The organism is Larsenimonas rhizosphaerae (assembly GCF_026240105.1).
GTDB lineage: Bacteria > Pseudomonadota > Gammaproteobacteria > Pseudomonadales > Halomonadaceae > Larsenimonas > Larsenimonas rhizosphaerae.
Map to the genome: position 1 here is coordinate 507,221 of NZ_JAPIVE010000002.1, position 17,328 is coordinate 524,548.

19 protein-coding genes are annotated in these 17,328 nt (G+C 57.0%); 8 read left to right on the forward strand and 11 right to left on the reverse strand.

From position 1 onward, the window contains the following. The first annotated feature begins 41 nt into the window (after positions 1 to 41). From trxA to OQ287_RS08830, 7 genes are all read left to right on the forward strand, one after another. Positions 42 to 371 (forward strand): thioredoxin, encoded by a 330-nt coding sequence (gene trxA / locus OQ287_RS08800; protein WP_250935337.1) that lies wholly within the window; start codon positions 42 to 44, stop codon positions 369 to 371. A 362-nt stretch (positions 372 to 733) separates the two neighbouring features. Then, positions 734 to 1,993: a transcription termination factor Rho gene (gene rho, locus OQ287_RS08805; protein ID WP_250935338.1), complete on the forward strand. Its 1,260-nt coding sequence runs from the start codon at positions 734 to 736 to the stop codon at positions 1,991 to 1,993. 84 nt (positions 1,994 to 2,077) lie between these two features. After that, positions 2,078 to 3,568 (forward strand): 4-hydroxy-3-polyprenylbenzoate decarboxylase, encoded by a 1,491-nt coding sequence (gene ubiD, locus OQ287_RS08810; protein WP_265896201.1) that lies wholly within the window; start codon positions 2,078 to 2,080, stop codon positions 3,566 to 3,568. A 9-nt stretch (positions 3,569 to 3,577) separates the two neighbouring features. Continuing rightward, positions 3,578 to 4,312: a ferredoxin reductase domain-containing protein gene (locus OQ287_RS08815; RefSeq protein ID WP_250935340.1), complete on the forward strand. Its 735-nt coding sequence runs from the start codon at positions 3,578 to 3,580 to the stop codon at positions 4,310 to 4,312. Further along, a complete protein-coding gene (locus OQ287_RS08820; RefSeq protein WP_265896202.1) occupies positions 4,309 to 5,013 on the forward strand; it encodes an SDR family NAD(P)-dependent oxidoreductase in 705 nt (234 codons plus the stop codon). Before OQ287_RS08815 ends, OQ287_RS08820 begins: the two co-directional genes overlap by 4 nt. Before the next feature lie 66 nt (positions 5,014 to 5,079). Further along, positions 5,080 to 5,208 (forward strand): hypothetical protein, encoded by a 129-nt coding sequence (locus OQ287_RS08825; RefSeq protein ID WP_265896203.1) that lies wholly within the window; start codon positions 5,080 to 5,082, stop codon positions 5,206 to 5,208. 490 nt (positions 5,209 to 5,698) lie between these two features. After that, a complete protein-coding gene (locus OQ287_RS08830) occupies positions 5,699 to 6,781 on the forward strand; it encodes a 3-deoxy-7-phosphoheptulonate synthase (RefSeq protein ID WP_265896204.1) in 1,083 nt (360 codons plus the stop codon). Here OQ287_RS08830 and ppk1 read toward each other — a convergent pair. Further along, positions 6,752 to 8,923, reverse strand: coding sequence for a polyphosphate kinase 1 (gene ppk1 / locus OQ287_RS08835; RefSeq protein ID WP_265896343.1), 2,172 nt, complete (start codon positions 8,921 to 8,923; stop codon positions 6,752 to 6,754). The two genes, OQ287_RS08830 and ppk1, sit on opposite strands and share 30 nt — an antisense overlap. A gap of 281 nt (positions 8,924 to 9,204) precedes the next feature. On the opposite strand from ppk1, the gene elbB reads away from it, so the two are divergent. Next, a complete protein-coding gene (elbB, locus tag OQ287_RS08840; RefSeq protein WP_250935343.1) occupies positions 9,205 to 9,864 on the forward strand; it encodes an isoprenoid biosynthesis glyoxalase ElbB in 660 nt (219 codons plus the stop codon). Between the two features lie 6 nt (positions 9,865 to 9,870). On the opposite strand, the gene tatC is transcribed toward elbB, so the two are convergent. From tatC to hslV, 10 genes are all read right to left on the reverse strand, one after another. After that, complete coding sequence (gene tatC / locus OQ287_RS08845) at positions 9,871 to 10,635, reverse strand: twin-arginine translocase subunit TatC (RefSeq protein ID WP_250935344.1); 765 nt, start codon at positions 10,633 to 10,635, stop codon at positions 9,871 to 9,873. Then, complete coding sequence (tatB, locus tag OQ287_RS08850) at positions 10,632 to 10,997, reverse strand: Sec-independent protein translocase protein TatB (RefSeq protein WP_250935345.1); 366 nt, start codon at positions 10,995 to 10,997, stop codon at positions 10,632 to 10,634. The genes tatC and tatB overlap by 4 nt, the downstream gene beginning before the upstream one ends. Before the next feature lie 5 nt (positions 10,998 to 11,002). Continuing rightward, complete coding sequence (gene tatA / locus OQ287_RS08855) at positions 11,003 to 11,254, reverse strand: Sec-independent protein translocase subunit TatA (protein WP_250935346.1); 252 nt, start codon at positions 11,252 to 11,254, stop codon at positions 11,003 to 11,005. A 68-nt stretch (positions 11,255 to 11,322) separates the two neighbouring features. Then, positions 11,323 to 11,670, reverse strand: a complete 348-nt coding sequence (locus OQ287_RS08860; RefSeq protein WP_250935347.1) for a phosphoribosyl-ATP diphosphatase — start codon at positions 11,668 to 11,670, stop codon at positions 11,323 to 11,325. Between the two features lie 64 nt (positions 11,671 to 11,734). Continuing rightward, a complete protein-coding gene (gene ubiB / locus OQ287_RS08865) occupies positions 11,735 to 13,363 on the reverse strand; it encodes a ubiquinone biosynthesis regulatory protein kinase UbiB (protein WP_265896205.1) in 1,629 nt (542 codons plus the stop codon). Continuing rightward, complete coding sequence (locus tag OQ287_RS08870) at positions 13,360 to 13,998, reverse strand: ubiquinone biosynthesis accessory factor UbiJ (protein ID WP_250935349.1); 639 nt, start codon at positions 13,996 to 13,998, stop codon at positions 13,360 to 13,362. Before OQ287_RS08870 ends, ubiB begins: the two co-directional genes overlap by 4 nt. Positions 13,999 to 14,067: 69 nt before the next feature. Next, entirely contained in the window at positions 14,068 to 14,814 is a 747-nt protein-coding gene (gene ubiE / locus OQ287_RS08875; protein ID WP_250935350.1) for a bifunctional demethylmenaquinone methyltransferase/2-methoxy-6-polyprenyl-1,4-benzoquinol methylase UbiE, read from the reverse strand. A 122-nt stretch (positions 14,815 to 14,936) separates the two neighbouring features. Beyond that, positions 14,937 to 15,320, reverse strand: coding sequence for a gamma-butyrobetaine hydroxylase-like domain-containing protein (locus OQ287_RS08880; protein WP_250935351.1), 384 nt, complete (start codon positions 15,318 to 15,320; stop codon positions 14,937 to 14,939). Positions 15,321 to 15,387: 67 nt separating this feature from the next. Next, complete coding sequence (gene hslU, locus OQ287_RS08885; RefSeq protein WP_250935352.1) at positions 15,388 to 16,713, reverse strand: ATP-dependent protease ATPase subunit HslU; 1,326 nt, start codon at positions 16,711 to 16,713, stop codon at positions 15,388 to 15,390. A 4-nt stretch (positions 16,714 to 16,717) separates the two neighbouring features. Further along, the gene (hslV, locus tag OQ287_RS08890) at positions 16,718 to 17,239 is read right to left on the reverse strand and encodes an ATP-dependent protease subunit HslV (RefSeq protein WP_250935353.1); all 522 of its coding nucleotides are present in this window, start codon (positions 17,237 to 17,239) and stop codon (positions 16,718 to 16,720) included. Positions 17,240 to 17,328 lie beyond the last annotated feature (89 nt).

Sequence of the window (17,328 nt, forward strand, 5' to 3'; positions counted from 1 at the left end):
TATCGGCCACATTAACCTGGTTTTATTTAAAAGGCTTGACCATGAGCGATAGCGTCGCGTTGTTTGATGACGTTTCCTTTGATCGTGAAGTATCGGCGCACTCTGGCCCTGTACTGGTGGATTTCTGGGCGCCATGGTGCGGGCCATGCAAGCAGCTTGCGCCCGTGCTTGAGGAAATGGCCGTGCACTACGATGGCCGGGTCCGGATCGGCAAGGTGGATGTGGATCAGCACCCGGAACTTGCTGCCCGGTTTGGCGTGCGCGGTATTCCCACGCTTATCCTGTTCGTTGACGGGAATGTCGAGGCTACTCGAGTTGGTGCCCTGCCACGAGACCAGATTGTTGCATTTGTGGAGGAAGAGCTTAAATAGGATTTTCATGGAAGGCTTGCGTTGCTTCCCCAGGTTGACTACCATCGAGCCGTTCACCTGTTTTGAATGCTTTCCGGCCGCACCATTTGCGGTTTTCCCAGATCGCCGGTTTTCTTGAGCACGGTTCAATGCCAGTATTGCGGCACGTGTTTCAAGCTACAGGCGAACGTTGTTATCGATCATTTCCTGCATGTCTCGACCAGAAGTGTCGCCGCGCTATGCCGCGCTGTCGGGACACAAAATGACACCCGAGAGGCTTCTGAACGCACCGGGCGGCTTTGACTCTGTTTTGACCGCCTCCTGTCCTGCATCACATCGCACCTCCATTGCCATGCTGACACGAGCGATTTTCGAATAAACCGATGAATCTTACCGAACTCAAGCAACAATCCGTTCCCGAACTCCTTGAACTTGCCCGTCAGATGGGCATCGACAACCTGGCGCGTTCGCGGAAGCAGGACATCATCTTTGCCATTTTGAAAAAGCACGCCAAGAGTGGCGAAGACATCTTCGGAGATGGCGTGCTGGAAATACTTCAGGATGGTTTCGGCTTTTTGCGCAGCGCCGACAGCTCGTATCTGGCAGGTCCTGACGATATTTATGTCTCGCCCTCCCAGATCCGCCGCTTCAACCTGCGCAAGGGCGACTCGATTGCCGGAAAGATTCGGCCGCCGAAGGAAGGCGAGCGCTATTTTGCGCTGTTGAAGGTCAGCATGATCAACTTCGACAAGCCTGAGAACGCCAAGCACAAGATCCTGTTTGAAAACCTCACGCCGTTGTTCCCTCAGTCACGTTTGCCGATGGAAATCGGTAACGGGTCTACCGAGGATCTGACTTCCCGCATCATTGATCTCGCCGCTCCGATCGGCAAGGGCCAGCGTGGCCTGATCGTGTCGCCGCCCAAGGCCGGCAAGACACTGATGCTGCAGAATATTGCCAACTCCATCACCCGCAACAATCCTGAATGTCACATGATTGTGCTGCTGATCGATGAGCGTCCCGAGGAAGTGACCGAAATGTCACGCACCGTGCGGGGCGAGGTTGTGGCCTCCACCTTTGACGAGCCGCCGGCGCGTCACGTTCAGGTGGCTGAAATGGTGATCGAGAAGGCCAAGCGGCTGGTGGAGCATAAAAAGGATGTGGTTATCCTGCTCGATTCCATCACTCGTCTGGCGCGGGCCTACAATACGGTAGTGCCGTCGTCCGGCAAGGTGCTGACCGGTGGTGTCGACGCACATGCTCTGGAAAAACCCAAACGGTTTTTCGGGGCCGCTCGTAATATCGAGGAAGGCGGCAGCCTGACCATTCTGGCAACCGCACTGGTCGACACCGGCTCCAAGATGGATGAGGTAATCTTCGAGGAGTTCAAGGGTACCGGCAACATGGAAGCGCACCTGGACCGCAAGCTGGCGGAAAAGCGCGTTTTCCCGGCCATCAATATTCGCCGCTCCGGTACGCGCCGCGAGGATCTGCTGTGCAGCGAAGAAGAGATGCAGCGTATGTGGATTCTGCGCAAGCTGCTTAATCCCATGGAAGATGTCGCAGCGACCGAGTTCATGATCGACCGCTTGAAGGATACCAAGACCAACCTGGAATTCTTCGAAGCCATGAAGCGTCGTTGATCGGCAGACAGGATGTAAAAAGGGCAGGGTTATTCCTGCCCTTTTTTATGACAGGCAAAAAACGGCACGGAGCACGGTAGCCCTATGCAGTACCGGGATTTACGGGAATTTATCGAGGGCCTTGAGGCGCGAGGCGAGCTGGTTCGCGTTCAGGCTGAAGTTGATCCTCACCTTGAGGTGACCGAGATTTGTGATCGCGTGCTGCGGGACGGCGGACCGGCGCTGCTGTTTGAAAATGTCCGGGGAAGCCGTATGCCGATTCTGGCCAATCTGTTCGGAACGCCAAAACGGGTTGCGCTGGGTATGGGGCAGGACAGCGTCGAAGCTCTACGTGAAGTGGGTGAATTACTGGCCTTTTTGAAGGAGCCCGAGCCACCCAGGGGCTTTCGGGATGCCTGGGACAAGCTGCCGATTTTCAAGCAGGTCATGAGCATGGGGCCGAAGCGGGTTCGCAAGGCACCCTGTCAGGAAGTCGTACTGGAAGGCGATGCGGTAGACCTTGACGTGATTCCCATTCAGCACTGCTGGCCCGGTGACGCCGCGCCGCTGGTGACCTGGCCTCTGGTAGTGACCAGGGGGCCTCACAAGACGCGTCAGAACCTTGGTATCTACCGGCAACAGAAAATCGGCAGAAACCGTCTGATCATGCGCTGGTTATCGCATCGCGGCGGGGCGTTGGATTTCAAGGAATGGCAGCAGACGCATCCCGGCGAACCCTTTCCTGTTGCGGTCGCGCTGGGCGCGGATCCTGCGACCATTCTGGGCGCAGTGACTCCGGTACCGGATTCATTGTCTGAGTACGCGTTCGCTGGATTGCTGCGTGGATCACGGACGGAGCTGGTCAAGTGCGGCCATGCGGATCTGGATGTGCCTGCGTCGAGCGAGATTGTGCTGGAAGGGTTTATCTATCCGGATGACATGGCCGAGGAAGGTCCGTTCGGTGACCATACGGGTTACTACAATGAGGTAGATACATTCCCTGTCTTTACCGTGGAGCGTATTACACACCGTCTTGAGCCGATTTATCATTCAACCTATACCGGCCGTCCACCGGATGAGCCAGCCGTGCTCGGTGTGGCACTGAATGAGGTATTTGTGCCGATTCTCAAGCGTCAGTTTGCCGAAATCGTTGATTTCTACCTGCCGCCGGAAGGGTGCTCGTACCGCATGGCGGTAGTGTCGATGAAAAAGCAGTATCCGGGGCATGCCAAGCGCGTGATGATGGGTGTCTGGAGCTTCCTGCGGCAATTCATGTATACCAAGTTCGTGATCGTGGTGGATGATGATATCAATGTGAGGGACTGGAAGGATGTCATCTGGGCCATTACGACACGAATGGACCCGGCCCGTGATACGGTACTGGTTGAAAACACGCCGATCGATTATCTGGATTTCGCCTCGCCGGTCAGTGGCCTGGGGTCCAAGATGGGCATGGATGCAACCGATAAGCTGCCCGGTGAGACAAACCGGGAATGGGGCCAGCCCATTGTCATGAATGAAGAAATCAAGGCGCGCGTCACGGCGCGCTGGGATGAATTCGCTATAGTCAAACCACCTGCCGATGAAACACATTGAGGTATTTTCATGAGTCCGACGGTTGTATCCTGCCGGATTGAAGCGATCGAGACCCTGAGCGAATCGGTATATCGCGTATTTTTAAAGGGGGATGCTGCCATCATTGCTCATGCCCCGGGGCAGTATCTCGAGATCGATATTGACGGCCAGTGGCTGCCGTTTTCGATTGCTAATTTCCATCAGGGGAGCGGTGAGCTTGAGCTCCATGTTCAACAAGCGCCTGAAAGCAGCCGCTCCCTGGCGCTGTTTGATCGGCTGGTGGCACATGGCGAGCTGACGGTACGCTTGCCCAGTGGTGAAAGTGTGCTGGATGTCGATGATGACCGTCCATTGATGCTGATCGCCGCAGGTACCGGCTTTGCCCAGATGAAGGCCATTGTCGAGGCCGCGCTGGCGCATCATCCCGACCGTGTTATTCACCTGTGGTGGGCTGGCAAGACACGTGCTGACCTTTATCTTGAATCACTTGCGAGACAGTGGGTATCCGATCACCGGAATGTCAGTTTCACGCCTGTGATAGAGGCGCCGGATGAGCATGACTTTGACGGTGTGGTGGCGCGCATCGATCGGGCGCTTCATGAATGCGTCACCAGTACCCGCGAGGCCAGCATTTTCATTTCCGGGTCCCCGGGCATGGTGTATGCCGTGGTCGATACGCTGGAGGCGATCGAGCCGCTGACCGAGCGAGTCTTCTCCGACGTATTCAGCTACGCGCCCAGGCCCTCGGCGTCATCCCCGTCATGAGTGTTTCACCGGTACTGATTACCGGAGGCACTCGTCGCCTTGGTCGCTACTGTGCCGAGCGTCTGATGGAAGATGGTCATCCGGTCATCATTACATGGCGTACGCGGGGCCCCGCGGTTGATGCGCTGGAGCGCCTTGGTGCCCGGACCATGCATGCGGATTTCAGTACGCGAGAAGGCATCGAGGCGTTTATCGAAGCTCTGATCCTTCAGGCGCCGTCACTGCGTGCAGTCATTCATAATGCCGGGGCGGCGGTCGAGGAGTGCGAGGGGGGCGCCGAACAGTTTGATCGACAGTTCCATATCAACATGATGGCACCGTATCTGGTCAATCTTGCGGCATACGACCTGCTGATGGCCAGTGGCGAGTCGCAGCGCGATATTATCCACCTTACCGATGCCAGAACGACTTCGGGCTGTGCGCACAGGCCGGAATATGCAGCGGCCAAGGCTGGCCTTGACAACCTGACGCGCTCCTTCGCCAAACGTTTTTCCCCGCATATTCAGGTCAATGCCATTGCGCCCGGGCTGGTGATGCAACATGAATCAGATTTCGAGCAGGCGCCTGTTTCACAGCGCGCCGTCTTGGGCCCGGTACCGCCTGGCCCTCTTGTGATCTGGGAAGGTCTTCGTTATTTGCTGGATACGCCTTTCGTTACAGGTATAACCCTGCCGGTTGACGGCAGCCATCACGTGGCGTAAATATACAGGTGCTGAACTGATAGGCCCTGTATGTCATCAACAATAACGTGCCAGGAGGTGTCGGGCATGGCAGCAGTAAAGTCACGTACACGCAGTGAGCATGTGGCACTGGTTGGATTGATTACCGGTGTGGCAGTGCTGGGTATTCTTACTGCAGTACCTACGGTGCTTCTTTGGCTTAAGCTGTTTTCTTGAAAGATGCAGGAAGGCTCCTTAAGCTTGGGAAGATTCCTGAACAAAGATGAATCGGCCATGCACCTTGAAGGTGCCGGCCATGATAAACCGCTGTAACACTAGGAATGGATCAGTAGCCGTCATGAACACAGTACCTTCAACCACATCTGCATGTCGTTTCGATGCCGCCGGCCAGGCGTGCATCGTGTCGTGTGCAGGTTTTGGTTATTGGTACTGGTTTAGTAGCGGGCACGCCTGATTTTTGTCAGGTCGCCCGATATACCGGCCGACCATCCAGCACAGCACCCCGGTCGGCCCCCCGACCGGGGTTTTTTTATGGCTGTAATAATAGATACACAACTGTGAGGAACGAGCCATGACATATTTTTATTTTGAAATCGGTGCCTGGTATTACGTGTCGTTGACTTCTCAGGGGATGACCCGTCATACCCCGCATTCAAGACCTGAACCATTACACTGTTGAACCGAGCGCGCTCGGCCTGGAGCTTTCATGAACGTTGAGACCTGCACACCTTCCCCCGCCTGCCACCAGTCGCTGCCTTCTCCGGCCATGCTGCGCCAGGCAATTCCCTCTCATCCTGACCTTGATGAGCGTATCAAAATGCAACGCCGCGATATTTGCCGCGTGCTGTCCGGAGAGGATTCACGGCTGCTGGTCGTTACCGGCCCGTGCTCCATTCATGACCCGGTAGCGGCGCTGGATTATGCGCAGCGCCTGTTGCAGCTCAGCGAGGCGGTCTCTGATCAATTGCTTCTGGTCATGCGGGTCTATATCGAGAAGCCGCGTACGATAACCGGCTGGAAAGGGCTGGCTTATGATCCCCAGCTTGATGGTAGTCATGACATGGCAGAAGGGCTCAGACAGTCTCGCGAGGTCATGCGTGACATCGTGTCCATGGGATTGCCGGTCGCCACCGAGCTTCTTAACCCGGTCGTGGCACGGTATGTGGATGATTTGCTGGCCTGGGGGGCGATTGGTGCACGAACCACGGAGTCTCAGCTGCATCGTGAAATGGTCAGTGGGCTATCGCTGCCGGTAGGGTTCAAAAATGATACACATGGCGGGATTCAGGTCGCGGTGGATGCCATCAACAGCGCTGCTCACGGGCATTACTGCTTCAGCGTCGATGATTCCGGCCAGCCGGCGGCATGCGTGACCCCCGGCAATCGGGATACACACCTTGTCTTGCGTGGTGGGGCGTCCGGTCCCAACTTCAGTCCTGAAAGTGTCGCCAGTGCATCAACACTGCTGGCCGCTGCGGGTGTAGCCCCAGCCATCATGGTGGACTGCTCTCATGCCAACAGCTTCAAGAACCCCGAACGTCAGCCCGAGGTGCTGTCGAGTGTCATTGCCCAGCGCCGTGGCGGAGCCGAGGCGCTGCGTGGTGTCATGCTTGAGAGCTTCATTGCTGCAGGGCGTCAGGCGTTCACCGGAACGGAGCTGACCTATGGGCAGTCCGTTACCGATGGGTGCCTGAGCTGGGAGCGCACCGAACAGGAGCTTTTGCGTGCAGCACAGGCACTGCGAGCCCCGATGAGCTGCTCATCGCTTCAGAGCGTAAGCGTAGAGTAGGGTTTCCTGAGCGCTGATGGCCTCTTGCTGGCCGGGCAGTGGCGTGGCGACATAATGGCCATCAGCTTCCAGCTGCCAGCTTTGACAGTTGTCCAAAAGGTACGTATCCATGTCCTTTTTGATCTGGCGCGCCAGTTTTTTATCCAGCACCGGGAAGCAGGTTTCGACCCGGTGGAACATGTTGCGCTCCATGGCATCGGCGCTGCCGCACCACAGTTCCGGCTTGTTGGCGTTGCGAAAGTAGAAGACGCGGGTATGCTCCAGAAAACGCCCGACGATCGAGCGGACATGGATATTGCATGACACGCCTTCAATCCCGGGGCGTAGGCAGCAGGTACTTCGAATAATCAGATCGCACTTCACTCCGGCCTGTGAAGCCCGATACAGAGCCTGTATCAGGCCAGGCTCGGTCAGGGCATTGCACTTGATCATCAAATACCCCTTGCAGCCGCGCCGGGCATGCGCAGCTTCACGGTCGATCATGTCGATCAGGGTACTGTTGAGGGTGAACGGTGCATACAGGACATGCCGGGTGGTACGTGGCTGGCCCATGCCGGCAATCTGCTGAAATATGAGATGTACGTCCTGACAGATTTCCGGGTGTGCCGTCATCAGGCTGTAATCGGTATAAAGCCTGGCGGTGGTGGCATGATAATTACCGGTTCCCAGGTGGGCGTAGTGGCGCAGGCGACCATTTTCCCGTCGTACCATATGCATGAGCTTGGCATGGATCTTGTAATCCATGAGCCCGTAAATCACATTGGCACCGGATTCCTGCAGCCTCGATGCCAGCTCGATATTGTCAGCTTCATCGAAACGGGCTCGCAGTTCGATGACCACTGTCACTTCCTTGCCATTGCGGGCCGCCTCGGTCAGCGCTGTAACGATGCGTGAACCAGGGCCGGTACGGTACAGGGTTTGCTTGATCGCCAGCACGTCGGGGTCTACGGCGGCTTCCTTGAGCCATTGCTCAACCGGTGCAAAGGACTGATAAGGGTGATGCAGCAGGATGTCGGCCTCGGCGACGGTATCGAAATAACTGCCGGTCTGGCGTCTCAGGGCGCGAGGCAATCCAGGTGTGAAAGGAGGGTACAGCAGATCAGGGCGGCCGGCGCCTTCGATCACTGCCATCAGCCGGCCCAGGTTGACCGGGCCATCCACCAGGTAGAGATCCTGCTCGCTGAGTTCGAAGCGCTGCAGCAGGAAGGTTGTCAGATGCGCCGGGCAGTTATTGGCGATTTCGAGTCGTACGCCACTGCCATAACGCCTTGCCAGCAGCTCGCCTTTCAGTGCAGAGGCCAGGTCAGAGACATCCTCGGGGTTAACCGCGAGGTCTGCGTTGCGTGTCAGTCTGAACTGGTAACATCCCTTGATAATCATGCCGGGAAACAACTCGTTGGCATGGGCGTGAATCATCGACGACAGAAAAACATAATCAGTGCCTTCACCAGAGCTGACTTCAGCAGGCAACTGAATAAGTCGTGGGAGCGAGCGTGGCGCAGGGATGATGGCGAGCCCGCCCGTGCGGCCAAAGGCATCCTGTCCATCCAGCTCAACAATGAAATTGAGACTTTTATTGACCAGACGCGGAAAGGGGTGGGACGGGTCCAGCCCGATCGGACTCACGACCGGCTGAATTTCATTTTCGAAGTAGGATGCTATCCAGTGCTGCTGGGCTTTCGTCCAGTTGGCGCGTCGTAAAAAGCGGATGCCTTCCTGTTCCAATGACGGAATCAGTACCTTGTTCAGGATCATGTACTGCCGAGCGACGTGCTCATGGGTTATCTGCGAAATATCGGCCAGCGTTTGCTGATAGGTCTGGCCATCGCGGCTCTTGGCGCTTTCATCGATGCCAATGGCCTGCTTCAGCCCGGCCACCCGTATTTCAAAGAACTCATCCATGTTGGATGAGAAGATCAGCAAAAACATCAATCGGTTCAGCAGCGGATGGGCCTCATCGAGCGCCTGTTCCAATACACGAATATGAAACTGCAGGGTAGAGATTTCACGATTGAAATAAAGCTGCGGATGCGTCAGTTCCGTATTACGCTCAGGGGCCGGGCGGGTGCGAATGCCGGTGCGTGTGCGGTTCAGTCGCAATGAGGCGGCGGGATCGATCGGGAGGGCATCCGGCGCGTCCATCTGCTGCGCCTCTGGTATGGCTGCCTGTTTCATGTCTGGTGTTTCCGGCGTACCCATATCAAGGCCCTCGAGTTGTTGTAGTGTTGGCGCCGTAGCATAAGTCCGCCTCATGACAGTGAGGTGACGGTAACGGAACGTGGACTCTCCTTGCCGTAAGCCACTTTGATTGGCTAGAGTTGATGCACTGCCAGGTTACCCACTACCTGCCTCACCTTGTTTATCGGCCTCTTGTGTTGAAAACCATGAGAGCCGCCCTTCATGCACTATCAAGAGAGTACGGTATGGACAGGAAAATTGCAGTTGTACTGGCTGGATGTGGCTATCTTGACGGATCCGAGATCTATGAAACGACGCTGACGCTATTGCGTCTTGACCAGCTCAAGATGCCGTATCAGTGCTTTGCGCCTGATATTGATCAGCATGACGTCATGGACCATGTCACCGGTGAGCCGGTGGAAGGAGAAACGCGCAATGTGCTGAGGGAATCGGCACGTCTGGCGCGTGGCAAAATCCAGCCGCTGGACGAACTGGACCCTGATGCCTTTGACGCTATCATCATTCCGGGCGGGTTTGGCGCAGCCAAGAACCTGTGTGACTTCGCCATCACCGGCGACAGCATCACGATTCTGCCCCTGTTGGTAGAGAAGGTCCGCCCCTTTTACGAAGCCAACAAGCCAATCGGCATGATGTGCATCGCGCCGGTCATGGTGCCAAAAATGCTCAACGGCAGCATTCCGGTCACGATTGGTGATGATGCCAGCATTGCCGGGGCCATCAGCGCCATGGGTGGGTTACACAGAAGCTGCAGCGTAGACAATATCGTGATTGACCATGAGCATAAGGTCGTTACCACTCCCGCCTATCTGCTGGCGGAAAACCTTGACGACGCCGCTCGTGGTATCTTCAAGCTGGTAGAGAAAATCGGCGATATGCTGCGCTGATCTGTCTTACGCGTCGGGGGTTTCCTCGGCGCGTCCTCCGCGCTGATGCTTCACGAATCGGCCAAAGATGATACCCACTTCAAACAGCAACCACATTGGGACGGCCAGCAGGCTCTGGGAGACCACATCCGGGGGCGTAAGCAGCATGCCCACCACAAAGCAGCCGATGACGATATAGGGGCGCTTGGATGAGAGCGTTTTAACGGTGGCAGCACCGGTCAGGATCAGCAGGAATGTGGCAATGGGGATTTCAAAGGCCAGACCAAAGGCAAAAAACAGCTTCAGCACGAATGTCAGGTAGGCATTGATGTCTGTCATCACCTGTACGCCGGCGGGTGCTGCAGTCGTGAAGAACTTGAACAACAGTGGGAACACGACAAAGTAGGCAAATACGGCGCCGGAATAAAACAGCACAATGCTGGATGCCAGCAGGGGAAAGGCCAGCTTTTTTTCGTGGGTATAAAGCCCTGGCGCAATAAAGGCCCATGCCTGATAAAGCAGAAAGGGCACTGCAATAAACAGTGCCACCACCAGTGTCAGCTTGAATGGAGCAAGAAACGGGGATGCCACTTCGGTTGCAATCATCTGCGAGCCCGGGGGTAGCAGCGACATCAGCGGCTGGGCAATGAAGGTGTAGATATCGTTTGAAAAGCTGTAAAGCCCTAGAAAGATCACCACGATCACCACGACGGCTTTCAGGAGTCGCGAGCGCAATTCGACCAGGTGTTCGATCAGCGGCATCTGTTGATCCACGTCCGGCGGGGTACTCATGATGTGCTGTCGTCCTTGTGATCAGACAGTGCAGTGCTTGTCTCTGCGACGGCAGACGGGTGCCTGGAGGCAGTATCAGTGGGGCGAGAAGAAGGCCCTTCGTAGTGCCCCAGCGACTCGGCGCCCTTGCGCACCTTGTCAAAGCCTTCGTTCAGCGAGTCTTCATGCGCCTTCATCTTGCGGCGCAGTTCTTCGGCTTCCAGCTGTGATGAAATATCCTGCTGTACGCTCGAAATGGTTCGCTTGATGCGACCAATCCAGAGCCCGGCAGTACGCGCGGCTGTTGGCAGGCGCTCCGGGCCCAGGACCAGCAGGGCAATAACCCCAATGACCATCAGCTCGAAAAAGCCGACATCAAACATGATGGTTACTTCCGGTTATCGGGCTGTTTTTCACTGGTCGCGTCCTGTGTATAGGTGCGACTGCCAGCATCATCTTCCTGGCCTACCTTGTGCTGTGCATCGCCAGTGGTGTCCTTGTCGTCATTAACGGCTTCCTTGAAGCCTTTTACTGCCGAACCCAGGTCACCGCCCATGTTGCGCAGCTTCTTGGTACCAAAGATGAGGATGATAATCCCGAGGACGATAAGCAACTGCCAAATGCTGATGCCACCTAACATGCTGTCTACTCCTGGCGGCACCTGCCGCATTGATGTTCCGGTTCAGATAATATCGCGGGTACGCACGATCAGGATGATCGAGCGGCCTTTTCTTCAAGCCCCGACATGCCAAAGCGCCCCGCCAGTTCGGCGAGGACATCGTCATGGCTGATATCGAGATGGGAAAGCATGACCATGCAGTGAAACCATAAATCCGCTGTTTCACTGATCACTGCCTGACGCTGACTATCGCCCAGATGTGCGTCCTTGGCAGCCAGCAGTGTTTCGGTTGCTTCCTCGCCGACTTTTTCGAGTACCTTGTTAAGCCCTCGATGGTGCAATTGAGCCACATAGGATGTGTCCGGGTCACCATGTCGACGGCTGGCAAGGATATCCGCCAGCTGTGCCAGCGTGTCATCAGAATGTGTCTGTTTCATGAACTACCTGTCTATGCGGGCCTGATAAGCCCCGGTTGGCTGCAATTGAAACATGAGGGCTCGATCAGCGCCATGCCAGAAGCACCACGCCCAGCGCGGCGGCTGCAAGTACGCCCCAGGGCTGATGATCTGCCCAGGACAGCAATGGCTGCCAGCCCAGGGCTATCGCAACCAGTATCAGACCCAGGCGGAGCTGACGGGTTCCCTGGCGGGTATGTTTCAGCTCACGCTGAATATTATCCAGCGCGGTAGCCTGCTGCAGGCGTTGCTTGCGTTCGCTCTCTATCCGGGAGAGCGCCTGATGGGCGAGAACGGGCAACCCTGGAAGGCGCTGTGCGAGGTCGGGCGCCTGCTTTTTCAGTTCTTTCCAGAATCCCTTGGGCCCGGCACGTTCCTTCATCCATTCTTCCAGGAACGGCTTGGCGGTATGCCACAGATCAAGCTCGGGGTGAAGCTGACGTCCCAGACCCTCGATATTGAGCAGGGTCTTTTGCAGCAGTACGAGCTGGGGCTGCACTTCCATATGAAAGCGCTGAGCAGTCTGGAACAGGCCCATCAATACCTGGCCGAAGGAGATATCCTTCAGGGGCTTTTCAAGAATAGGCTCGCACACGGCGCGAATGGCGGCCGCAAATTCGTTGGCGCGGGTACCTTCACCGACCCAGCCGGACTCGATGTGCAGCATGGCCACTTCGTAATAGTCCTGGTGAAAGAAGGCCAGGATATTGCGGGCCAGGTAATCCTGGTCTTCACGCGTCAGGCTGCCGACTATCCCGCAGTCAATGGCTATGTATTGCGGGTCATGCGGATGCTCGGTCGAAACGAAGATGTTGCCTGGGTGCATGTCGGCATGAAAGAAGTTATCGCGAAAGACCTGGGTGAAGAATATTTCGACGCCGCGCTCGGCAAGCTTCTTGAGATCAATGCCGGCCGCTACCAGTGCTTCTGTCTCGGCAACGGGAATACCCTCGATCCGTTCCTGCACCATGACGCGCTTGCGAGACATCGACCAGTAGATTGTCGGTACGTACAGCAGGGGTGAGTGCTGGAAGTTGCGCTTGAGCTGGGAGGTGTTGGCCGCCTCCTTCATCAGATCGAGTTCGTCGAACAGCGTGGATTCGTAATCACGTACCACTTCGACGGGTCGCAGGCGCTTGCCATCCGGCCACAGCAACAGCAGTAACCGGGCAAAGGTATACAGCAGCTGAATGTCGCTGCGCATGATCTGATCGATGCCAGGCCGAATGACCTTGACGACTACCTGCTCGCCGGTATGCAGCCTGGCGGGGTGAACCTGAGCGATCGAGGCCGAGGCCAGCGGATCGGCGCTGAATTCGGCAAAGCACTCGTCAATACTGGCTCCGAGCTCCTGTTCGACCGTGGTACGTGCCACGTCGTTGGGAAAGGGCGGAACCTGGTCCTGCAGTCGCTTCAGCTCGACGGCAATGTCGGGAGGCAGCAGATCGCGACGCGTGGAAAGCATCTGGCCGAACTTGATGAAAATGGGGCCCAGGGATTCAAGGGCCAACCGAAGCCGCTCGCCGCGGGACTTGTCTCCCTTCGGGATCAACTTCAGCGGTGAAATGACCATGACCATGCGGACGATCGCGGGTAATCGCTCGACAGGCACCAGCGTATCAAGGCGGTAACGGGCAATGATCCAGCCGATGCGAACGAGGCGAACCAGTTTCACGAAGCGTCCTCATCAAGAAGCCGGTGTTGCATCAGATTCATGCGGGCTTCCAGACGATCCACGGCGACCTGAAGGTTGGTCAGGTGTTCCCGTGCGACACGTGTCTGGGACTGCCCGGCAATGATCTGTGCTTCTTCCTGCATGTATTCCTGTAGATCCCTGGTCAGGGCGTCACGTGAATGCAGGCCGAAATGACCTACTCGCCGCAGGCCGGTAGCGAGGCTGTGTGCCGGCACTTCACCGAACCACTCGACCAGTGCGCCTTCCCAGTCGATGTCCAGGTCCATGAACAGTTCACGGACGGTTTCAAGGCGCGCTATCTGGCCGCGCGCAGCCAGTCGGCCTGAAAACATCAGTTGACGAACATCCGCGCCGCCCAGAAGGCTTGCCAGTGTCTCGAGCGTCAGCTCGACAATGATGTCGGCATCCTTTTCCTGAATATTTCTGAGCGAGGCCAGATGAATGCCGCGGGGATCAAAACTCAGGCGCACATTCACTGCCGGACGCTCCAGGCAGACCAGCATGCGAAGGCCGGCGAGCGCATTGAGTCGTTCGGCGGCTGCAGGATCGCGATCCAGCAGCTGATTGACCGTTTTCTCCATGCCGTTAAGCAGCATGGATGTCAGTAGCGTCATGGTTATACTCTTGCCGGAAACGCAGCCGAAGCTGCGTCAGGGAAAATCTGCGAGCGGGCGCCCCGGGCCTTACAGCTTGATACCACGGTGCAGGGCGACCACGCCACCTGTCATGTTGGTGTAATCGACACGCTCGAGGCCTGCCTGTTCCATCATGCTCTTGAGCGTTTCCTGGTCAGGATGCATGCGAATGGATTCTGCCAGATACCGGTAGGATTCGGCATCATTGGCGATCAGGCGGCCGAGCTGTGGAAGCACCCGGAAGGAATATTCGTCGTAGACCCGGGAAAATACCGGATTGATCGGTTTCGAGAACTCCAGCACCAGAAGACGGCCGCCGGGTTTCAGAACACGCGCCATGGAGCGCAGTGCCTTGCTCTTTTCGGTCACGTTTCGCAGACCGAAGGCAATGGTAATGCAGTCGAAGGTATTATCATCGAATGGCAGGTTTTCGGCGTTGGCCTGAACGTATTCGATGTTGCCGCAGATGCCCAGGTCGGTCAGCTTGTCGCGACCCACATTGAGCATGGAGCTGTTGATATCAGCCAGTACCACGCGGCCGGTATCGCCTACGCGTTTCGAGAACTTGGCCGCCAGATCACCGGTGCCACCGGCAATATCGAGGACCCGGTGACCACGACGAACGCCGGAGCGCTCCAGGGTGACACGTTTCCAGACTCGATGGATGCCCATCGACATCAGATCGTTCATGGTGTCGTAGCGGGAAGCGACAGAGTGAAACACATCGGCGACACGTCCGGCTTTTTCTTCAAACGCGACCTTTTGATAGCCAAAGTCTGTGGTTCGCTTGTCCATGCTTTCCTCAACGGTGTTGGGCCTGAAAAATGATCGGCGGGCATCGGTTGCGTGGTGTATCGCATTCCGATAACGCTGACATTGTAGCGGTCAGCCGTGCATTTGTCTTTCGGTGCGGTGGGCTAGAGCTGCTTGATCATGATCGATGGTGCCTGACGGGATTCGCCGGCCTGTTCGAGGCGGGTCAGGTACTGCTGCCAGTAGTCTGCCTGGTGCGTTGCCAGCTCATGAAGATAGTCATAGGTATATAAACCACTGTCGTGACCATCGTCAAAATGCAGTTTCAGAGCGTAGTGGCCGGTCTGGGTAATATTCAGCAGGCCAACGTCCTGCTTGCCGGTCTGCAGGACTTCCTGGCCCTTGCCATGCCCTCTCACTTCGGCAGAGGGGGAATGGACCCGCAGGTATTCCGCACTCAATGTGAAGGGTGGCTGGTTGCCGAAGGTCAGCACCAGTTCGCGTGCGTCGCGGCGATAATGCACGTGGGTCAGTTCCGGGGTGGACATGAGGTCTCCTTGCCGAACATGAAGAGGGGACAACCGGCCCTGCAGCGCAGGGCCGGAGCGAATCAGTCTAGAGGATGTAGCGGGACAGGTCGTCGTCCTGCGCCAGATCACCCAGACGTTCTTCCACGTAGGCATTGTCAATGACCAACGGCCCCTGCATGTCGCCACCGGCGTAGAGGGCCTCTTCAAGCAGGCGCTCCATGACGGTGTGCAGGCGGCGTGCTCCGATGTTTTCCGTGCCTTCATTGACGTCATAGGCAATGCGGGCAATCCGCTCGATGCCGTCATCCGTAAACTGGATTTCAAGGCCTTCCGTCTGGAGCAGCGCCTCGTACTGACGGGTCAGTGCGGCGGAGGGCTCGGTCAGGATGCGCTTGAAGTCATCAGGGGTCAGTGCCGCGAGCTCAACGCGGATCGGCAGGCGACCCTGCAGCTCCGGGATGAGGTCCGAAGGCTTGGCAAGGTGGAAGGCGCCCGATGCGATGAACAGAATGTGGTCAGTGCGCACCATGCCATGCTTGGTGGATACGGTCGAGCCTTCAATCAGCGGCAGAAGGTCACGTTGTACCCCTTCACGGGATACGTCGCCGCCGGACTCGCCGCGCTTGACGACCTTGTCGATTTCATCGAGGAACACGATGCCGTGCTGCTCGACGGCATCGATCGCCTGGGCTTTCAGGTCTTCATCGTTGACCAGTTTCGAGGCTTCCTCGTCACGAACCAGCTTGATGGCATCCTTCACGGCCATCCGCTTGGTTTCGCTTTTCTGCTTGCCCATGCTGGAAAACATGTTCTGCAGCTGGCTGGTCATTTCTTCCATGCCCGGCGGCGTCATGATATCGATGCCCTGACCCTGAGGGGTCACTTCGATATCGATTTCCTTGTCATCGAGTTGACCTTCACGCAGCTTCTTGCGGAAGGTCTGGCGCGTAGCGCTGTCCTGACGGGCGCCGCTATCGTATTCGTTGCCACGGGCCGGAGGCAGAAGGGCATCAAGAATGCGCTCTTCAGCGGCGTCTTCGGCCTTGCTTTCGACCTTTTTCTTGGCCTGCTCGCGGACGAGTTTCATTGCCGTTTCAACCAGGTCGCGCACGATGGATTCCACGTCACGCCCGACGTAGCCCACTTCGGTGAACTTGGTCGCCTCGATCTTGATGAACGGTGCATTGGCCAGCTTCGCCAGACGGCGGGCAATCTCGGTCTTGCCCACGCCGGTCGGGCCGATCATCAGAATGTTCTTCGGAACCACTTCACCTCTGAGGTCGTCGCCGAGCTGCATGCGGCGCCAGCGGTTACGAAGCGCGATGGCCACGGCGCGCTTGGCATCACCCTGGCCGACAATGTATTGGTCCAGTGCATGGACGATTTCTCTAGGTGTCATCTGTTCATTCATGAGATTAATCCAGGGCTTCAAGCGTGATGTTGTGATTGGTGAACACACAGATATCGCCCGCAATGGTCAGGCTTTTTTCGGTAATGTCACGGGCGGACAGGTCTGTGTTATCCAGCAGGGCGCGCGCAGCGGCATTGGCGTAGTGTCCGCCTGAGCCGATGGTGATGATGCCGTGTTCGGGTTCCAGCACATCGCCGGTTCCGGTGATAATGAGCGAGGCATTCTTGTCGGCGACTGCCAGCATGGCTTCAAGACGACGCAACGCGCGATCGGTCCGCCATTCCTTGGCCAGCTCGACGGCGGCCTTGGTCAGGTTGCCCTGATATTTTTCAAGCTGCGCTTCAAAGTGCTCGAACAGGGTAAAGGCATCCGCCGTTCCCCCGGCAAAGCCGGCCAGGATCTGGCCGCGATACAGTCGGCGAACCTTGCTGGCATTGCCTTTCATGACGGTGTTGCCAAGAGAAACCTGACCATCGCCAGCCAGGGCGACCTGCTCGCCGCGGCGAACGGATACGATCGTGGTCATGTGTGTGCTCCGGTATACATAAAAAGGGGAAAACCCCAGGTGACTTTGACACCGCGTGACGGCGCCATGGGAGATCATGAAGGGGAAAT